Below are 6,000 nucleotides of genomic sequence, written 5' to 3' on the forward strand. Positions count from 1 at the left end.
GGCGCGGGCATGGCGACGCGCTGGCGTTGAAGGATATTTTCCCTGCGCGGCAGGCGGGGCTTCCTGTGCCAGATCAAGTAAACCCGGCGCCAGTGCGGCTTGTGTGCGGTTGGCGGCGCATCCGCTGGTTGGGGATGGGTTTGCAGCGCCAGATTTATCGCGTCGTGATATATCCGCCGCCCGCGGCCCTCGGACGCCACGCGTGCCGCGCGGATCTCGCGATCGAGCGCCTCGAGGTTGGCGGCTTCGATGGCGGGCTTGTCACGGCTGCCGCGGGTGCGGCCCATCAGGTCGGGGTGGTGGTGGCGCAGGTCGAATGGGGCTGCAGCACGGCGCCGACGCGGTCTACCTGGGCCTGCGCGATGCCACCAACGCGCGCGATGGCGCTCAGGCGTCGCCGTCGAGCATGAAGCGGTTGCGCCCCGCGCGCTTGGCACCGTACATCGCGCTGTCGGCGCGGTGCAGCAGCGGCTCAAGACGCGGCGCTTCGGGCACGGTCCAGACCGCGCCCACGCTGATGGTGACCACCGGCTGCACCGGCGTGCCGTTGTGGGCAATGCCCAGGTCGCGCACCGCTGCCACCGTGCGGCGCGCCACGTCGCGGGTCTCGTCGGGCGTGGCGCCGGGCAGCACCACGGCGAATTCCTCGCCGCCCAGCCGCGCGCAGAATTGCTCGCCGGACAGCGTGCGGCACAGGGCGCCGGCAATCTGGCGCAGGCAGTCGTCGCCGGCCACGTGGCCATGCAGGTCGTTGTATTGCTTGAACTGGTCCACATCCAGGATCAGCAGGCCCAGCGCCTGGCTGCGCTCGCACGCCCGGGTCACGGCCGCGATCGATTCACGCTGGAAGTAGCGCCGGTTGCGGATGCCGGTCAGGGCGTCGATATCCAGGTCGGCCTGCACCTGCCACAACTGCTCCTCCGTCTGGCCGAGCCGCGCGGTCAGGGCCAGCTCGCGCGACTGGAAGCGGCTGATGTCGCGCAGGAACAGCAGGCTGCCGATCTGCCTGCCGTCCAGGCGCGCCACGCGCTCCACGGTCAGCTCGAAGGGCGCGCCCGGCGGCACGAAGGGCGTGGCCGCCTGGTTGGCGTCGGTCTTGGCAGCGTCGGCAGGAGAGTGAAGCAGCGCGGCTTCCCAGCCCGCGGGCAGCGGGTCGCCAAGGCGCAGGGCGGGCCACAGCTGCGCCGCGGCCGGATTGAATTCGACGATGGCGCCATGGCCGTCGACGATCACGCAGCCCTCGCTGAGCGCATCGAATACCCGCAGGCGGGCATAGTGGCCGATATCGTCAAGGTGCGTGCGCAGCGCGCAGAACCAGACCAGCGCCGCCATCAGCGAAAACGTCGCCGGTGTCAGGTCCCCGCCCAGCGGACCGGTCCAGCGGTTGAGATAGGCGACATTAGCCACCAGGGGCAGGGCCAGGCCCGAGGCCAGGATGGCGCGGCCCCGGCGCGACAAGGCCCCGTTGGGCACTTCGGCCGTGACCAGGAAATATTGGCTCACCCCCAGCAGCAGGTACGTCCAGACGGCGGCGACGGCATAGCCAATGCCATGGTCGAACACCGCGCCCGGCAATACGCCGGGAGGCATCAGCGTGATGCGCGGCCAGATCAGCCGGTGGCGCTCGTTGGTGAAGACCATCACCACGGTGACCACGGCCACCAGCACGGGCAGCCACAGCCTGGACCAGGGCACGACATAGCGCGGGCGGCTCAGGTGCACCATCGCCACCAGCCAGCCGATCGGCACGGCGACGATCCCGATGTACTGGACCTTGGCCCACAGGATGCGCCCCTCAAGGTCCGTGGAGCTGACCTCCAGCAGGCGGCCGCCGCTCCAGACCGCCGCGCCGAAAGCCAGCACCAGGAACGCCTGGACGGTCGGATCGTCGCGCCGCGGCCAGGTGGCGATGGCCATGCCGATGCAGGCGACCACGGCGACGGTAAGCAGGAGAACCAGGAAATATGAGGGCATTGAAGGCGGAGCGCGTCCCGAGACCGGGGCGCTGGTTCCGGCGCCCGGCAAGGCGCACGCGCCCGTTGCGGCGATCCGAGATCTCGTCAGCGAGCATGATACCGGGCTGCGCGGCTGGCTTGGCCGTGGGTGCGCCGATGCAACAGGTCGCCCGGCGCCGCCCTACGACATATAGCCAGGCGTGGCGGTGTGAAGAGGGGGGTGAAGCAGCCCGGGGTCACGCCGGCCGCGGTGTCTCGCGCACCTGCCAGAAGGGGACATCGGTGACGCCCTTCTGCAGATCCTGCCAGTCAGGCATCAGGCCCCGCGTCAGCAGGTGGCCCCAGGCGTCTATCCACTTCTGCTGGGCGCGGGCGCACAGCTCCAGCATGGCCGACGCGTAGTGCAGCGGGCTGCCGAGCAGCGGCAGCTCGAGGGCGATCTCGCGCGCATACATGGCCTCGGGCTCCTGCGCCACCATCTTGCCCATGGCGTCGAACTGCATGTCTTCGAACAGGGTACGGGCGAACTCCAGGTTGAGTTCGGCCATGCGGCGCCAGTTGTCCGCCAGGTCGGCCTCCATGGCCTCGACCTGGTGCACGCCGGAGAAGAGGGTGGGAAACGGCCAGAAGCCGAGCGGCCAGAAGGCTTGCATTGAGGTCATCATCACGGGAATCTCCGGTGGTGGGCGTGCGCGCAGTCGGGGCGCCAGTTGCTGCACACGGCGGTGCCGCCAGGGGGGTGGCACCCGGACTAGCTTATGCGGTAACGGCGCGCATCGCCATGTCGGCATCCTTGCACCAAAGTGTGTCATTCATTTGCATCCCAGCCGTTTGGGCCTCGATGCCCGGCGGGAGAGCCGCCTGGGCCCGGATGCCCCCTGGTCCTGCAGCGCCCGCCCGGGTGTACCGGGCGGGCCACTTGCGTATAGCGGTCATATGCGCACGCATATGGGCCGGGGAACAGGCGTTATGTCAGAATGTATATAACGCTTGCACCCCCGCCCCATGCGCCACGTCCCGAGAGCTGGTCGATTCGCATCTTGTCCGTGTCCTGCATACGCTGCTGACGGAGCACAGCGTATCGCTGCGGCGCCTGCGGGCGCTCACGGGCGATCCGCTGCGGGTGGCGCCATGAGTACCCGCTTGCCAACCGGAGACAGGCCCATGCCGAACCCGTCCGATCACGCGCCGCACGCCGCGCATTTCTCCGACAGTGTCGAGCTTGCCGGCGCCTTGCCGCACTGCCGCCATATCGGGCGCGGCGAGCTGCTGGCCATGCCTACCACCGCCGGCGGACCATTGGTCGTCGAATGCTATTCCGGGCGGCATATCCGCCGCGTCAGCCGCTTGCGCGGTGTGCTGGTGACCGACTTGCTGGATCTGGCCGGGATGCCCACGCTGCCGCGCTCGCAAGCCAAGCAGATGGTGATCGCCGTGCAGGCGGGCGACGGCTATGCCTGCCTGTTCAGCTGGCACGAGTTGTACAACAGCCCGATCGGGGCGGGCGCCATGCTGGTGGTGGAGCAGGACGGGGTGCAACTGCCCGCCGCGGCTGGTGGCCTGCAGCTGATGTCGCTGCGGGACCGGCGCCTGGGCCCGCGCCAGGCAATTGCCGTGCAGCGGATATCGGTGTGGCCGTGGCAGCGCGGCGCCGCGTGAGCGGCTAGTGTCCTAACTAGGCCAGCAGGTCGAGCAGCGCGGCGATGTCGCGCGAGCAGGCCGCGGCGGCCTTTTTCTCGATGGCGCGGTACAGGCGGATCGCCGCCTCGCCCTCGGGGGTCAGCACGCTGCCGCCGCCGTGCTCGCCGCCATGCTCGGACAGCACGGCCGGGCTGCGCATCGCCGTGTTGATTTCCTGCAGCAGGACCCAGGCGCGGCGGTAGGACATGCCCAGGCTGCGCGCGCCCGCCGAGATCGAGCCGCAGTCGCGCACCGCCTCCAGCAGTGCGATCTTGCCCGGGCCGAACGCGATCACGTCCGCCACCGTGACGCGCAGGCGAAAACGTACCGAGGGGGCAGCGGCCGCCCTGACGGCCCTGGCAGTCGTAGCAGTGCGCTTGTTCATGGGCGCGAGTCTAACTCAAGCCTGGCGCGCGACGCCGGCGGCGGGCAGGCGCTAGCCATGCGCCTGCTGCGCCTCGGCAACGATCTCCCGGATGGCCTGCTCGAAGGCCTCCACCGGCTGCCCGCCGGTGACCAGGTAGCGGTTGTTGAAGATGATGGACGGCACGGACTGGATGCCCATGCGCTGGTACTCCTGGATCTCCGCGCGCACCGCATCGGCATAGTCATCGCCTTCCAGCACCTTGCGCGCCGCAGCAGCATCCAGGCCGACGGCCTGCGCGGCTGCGACGAGTACGTCGTGATTGCTCGGGTCCTTGCCGTCGCCATGGTAAGCGCGCAGCAGCGCCAGCTTCAGCGGCAGCTGCTTGCCCTGCAGCCCTGCCCAATGCAGCAGCCGGTGGGCATCGAAGGTGTTGTAGACATGGGTGCGCTGGCCGAAGGGAAAACCCACGGCGGCACCGCGCTCGCGGATCATGGCCTGGGTTTCAGCGATCTGGGCCGGGGTGCGACCGTACTTTTTGCCGAGATAGTCGACGATTGTCTCGCCCTCGGGGCGCATCCCCGGGTTGAGTTCAAACGGATGCACGACGATCTCGGCATCCACCGTATCGCCAAGACGCTGTAGCGCGAGCTGCAATGAAGACAGGCCGATGGCGCACCACGGGCAGGCGATATCGGAGACGAAGTCGATCTTGATGGGTTGGGGCATGGCTACTCCTGGCATGGGCGGGGGCGCGTGGCTCCGGGCCCGGAACTGGAAATTGCCGACAGGGTAGCCTGACTGGAGAATCCTTGCAGGCGGGCGCCACAGCCATGGCCGGGCGCCCGCCCATCAGGTCAGTCCCAGCGGCGCCCTTGCCCGCGACCGTGGTCGTCATTGTCGCCATGGCGGTGTGCCCATTCGCGCTCGCGCCAGTCGCGGCGGTAGTCGTGGTAGCTTTCGCGGTAATCGTCGCGGCGGTAGTCCCGACGATAGCCGCGGTCATAGTCATAGCGTACCGGCACCGGTGCCACCACCACGGGGCGCGGGGCCACCACCACCGGGGGCGGCGCATAGGCAACCGGCGCTGGCGCATACACGGGCGCGGGCGCATAGACCGGGGCCGGACGGTAGACCGGCGCCGGCTGGGCAAGCACCACGCCCGGCACGCCGATGCCGATATCGATATTCACGCCGGCGTAAGCCCCGGCGCTGGCCACCAGCATTGCACCACCTGCTACCGCCATTGCGACGATTCGTTTCATGGTTGCCTCCCAAGGGGCGTTGGACATGGGCTCACTGTAGGGGGCGGGCTTGTAATATGGGTCGCGCGAAGTGTTGCAAGTGTGACGTGGTGTAACCCTGCTATAGGAACCGGGACCTGGCGACGCCTGTATCATGCAACCCCGTTGCCGAAGCGCTTTCCTTCCTTAGCTGTCCCATGCGCCGTACCGTCTTTGTTTTGCTGGCCCTGACTGCCATCACCGCTCTTCCCACCGCAGCAGCTGCCGCCGCCGATATCCAGGCTGGCAAGGCGTTGTTTGCCACACGCTGCGCTTCGTGCCACCACGTTGGCCGTAACGCGCGGGCTGGGTTCGGGCCGCAGCTCAACGGCATCTTCGGCCGTGCCGCGGGTGGTACCACTGATTTCCAGTATTCGGAGGCGATGCGGGCGTCGAAGGTGGTGTGGTCGCAGGACACGCTGCGGGCCTTTATTCATTCGCCTGGGAAGGTGGTGCCTGGGACGAAGATGCGGTTTTGGGGGCTTGGTGATGATAGGCAGATTACGGATTTGTTGGCTTATCTGCAGACCCTTCAGTAAGCGGGGAATTGGGGGGCTGGGTTCTTGGCCGGCGTAGGCGGTGGGGCTTCTTGCTTGTTGGCTTGGTTATGTAGATACTATGAAGGGCCGCGGAGGCAACTCCTGGAGTAAAACGAAGATTCGCACACTCTCGTTTTTCCAAAGGAGCACGCAAATGGACGCGCCTGACACAGCCCTTC

7 protein-coding genes and 1 pseudogene are annotated in these 6,000 nt (G+C 68.0%); 2 read left to right on the forward strand and 6 right to left on the reverse strand.

Annotated features, from left to right (window positions below):
* Positions 1 to 179: 179 nt before the first annotated feature.
* The 3 genes and pseudogenes from DN412_RS45080 to DN412_RS36495 form a co-directional block, all read right to left on the reverse strand.
* Positions 180 to 323: pseudogene (locus tag DN412_RS45080) on the reverse strand (nitronate monooxygenase); the annotation flags it as partial.
* Between the two features lie 64 nt (positions 324 to 387).
* Positions 388 to 1,974 (reverse strand): histidine kinase N-terminal 7TM domain-containing diguanylate cyclase, encoded by a 1,587-nt coding sequence (locus DN412_RS36490; RefSeq protein WP_115215990.1) that lies wholly within the window; start codon positions 1,972 to 1,974, stop codon positions 388 to 390.
* Between the two features lie 217 nt (positions 1,975 to 2,191).
* Positions 2,192 to 2,620, reverse strand: a complete 429-nt coding sequence (locus DN412_RS36495) for a polyhydroxyalkanoate granule-associated phasin (protein ID WP_115215991.1) — start codon at positions 2,618 to 2,620, stop codon at positions 2,192 to 2,194.
* A 499-nt stretch (positions 2,621 to 3,119) separates the two neighbouring features.
* Between DN412_RS36495 and DN412_RS36505 the strand changes: the two genes are divergently transcribed.
* Complete coding sequence (locus DN412_RS36505; RefSeq protein WP_115215993.1) at positions 3,120 to 3,614, forward strand: hypothetical protein; 495 nt, start codon at positions 3,120 to 3,122, stop codon at positions 3,612 to 3,614.
* Positions 3,615 to 3,630: 16 nt separating this feature from the next.
* Here the strand turns inward: DN412_RS36505 and DN412_RS36510 are convergent, their stop codons facing one another.
* The 3 genes from DN412_RS36510 to DN412_RS36520 all read right to left on the reverse strand — a co-directional run bounded on the left by DN412_RS36510 (position 3,631) and on the right by DN412_RS36520 (position 5,264).
* The gene (locus tag DN412_RS36510; RefSeq protein ID WP_115216000.1) at positions 3,631 to 3,951 is read right to left on the reverse strand and encodes a winged helix-turn-helix domain-containing protein; all 321 of its coding nucleotides are present in this window, start codon (positions 3,949 to 3,951) and stop codon (positions 3,631 to 3,633) included.
* A gap of 120 nt (positions 3,952 to 4,071) precedes the next feature.
* Entirely contained in the window at positions 4,072 to 4,728 is a 657-nt protein-coding gene (locus DN412_RS36515) for a DsbA family oxidoreductase (protein ID WP_115215994.1), read from the reverse strand.
* A 128-nt stretch (positions 4,729 to 4,856) separates the two neighbouring features.
* Entirely contained in the window at positions 4,857 to 5,264 is a 408-nt protein-coding gene (locus tag DN412_RS36520; RefSeq protein WP_167471176.1) for a hypothetical protein, read from the reverse strand.
* Between the two features lie 176 nt (positions 5,265 to 5,440).
* Between DN412_RS36520 and DN412_RS36525 the strand changes: the two genes are divergently transcribed.
* On the forward strand, positions 5,441 to 5,821 hold the full coding sequence (locus tag DN412_RS36525) for a c-type cytochrome (protein WP_115215996.1): 381 nt from the start codon (positions 5,441 to 5,443) through the stop codon (positions 5,819 to 5,821).
* The last annotated feature ends 179 nt before the right edge of the window (positions 5,822 to 6,000 follow it).

Origin of the sequence: Cupriavidus lacunae, assembly GCF_003353055.1 — a bacterium.
Classification (GTDB): Bacteria; Pseudomonadota; Gammaproteobacteria; order Burkholderiales; family Burkholderiaceae; genus Cupriavidus; species Cupriavidus lacunae.